The organism is Vibrio sp. 378, from assembly GCF_033339435.1.
The window spans coordinates 1-583 of record NZ_JAWOUO010000879.1; the positions used below are offsets into that span (position 1 = coordinate 1).

Here is a 583-nt window from a genome sequence, read left to right on the forward strand (position 1 = left end):
TTCATGGTTGCACCACAATACTGTTTGAAGGTAAGCCAGTCAGAACACCAAACCCTGGCGCATTCTGGCGTGTGTGTGACGAGTATAAAGTGGATGCTTTATTCTCAGCGCCTACCGCTTTCCGTGCGATTAAGAAAGAAGATCCGGAAGGCGAGTTCTTAAAGCAGTATGATCTGTCAAACCTGAAAACCATCTTTATGGCTGGTGAACGTTTAGACCCTCCTACGCTGGAGTGGGTACAAAGTAAAACCGACAAACCAGTTATCGATCACTGGTGGCAAACAGAGACAGGTTGGGCGCTTGCAGGGAACCCAACGGGCATTGAAATGATGCCAGTAAAAGCGGGTTCTTCAACTAAGCCTATTCCGGGTTATCAAGTAGAAATCCTCGATGAACTGGGTGAACCAGTAAAACCTAATCAACAAGGTTTCGTTGCGCTAAAACGTCCGTTACCGCCAAGCTGCTTACCAACGGTATGGCGTAATCATGACCGCTTTGAAACGGGCTACCTAAGCCAATTCCCGGGTTACTATGTTTCTGGCGATGGTGGCTACCTTGATGAAGATGGTTACTTGTTCATCAT

At 47.2% G+C, this 583-nt stretch carries 1 protein-coding gene; it reads left to right on the forward strand.

The window, feature by feature from the left end:
- Positions 1–583, forward strand: a 583-nt coding sequence (locus R7Q48_RS29370; protein ID WP_318133886.1) for an AMP-binding protein, incomplete at both ends; no start/stop codon positions are given.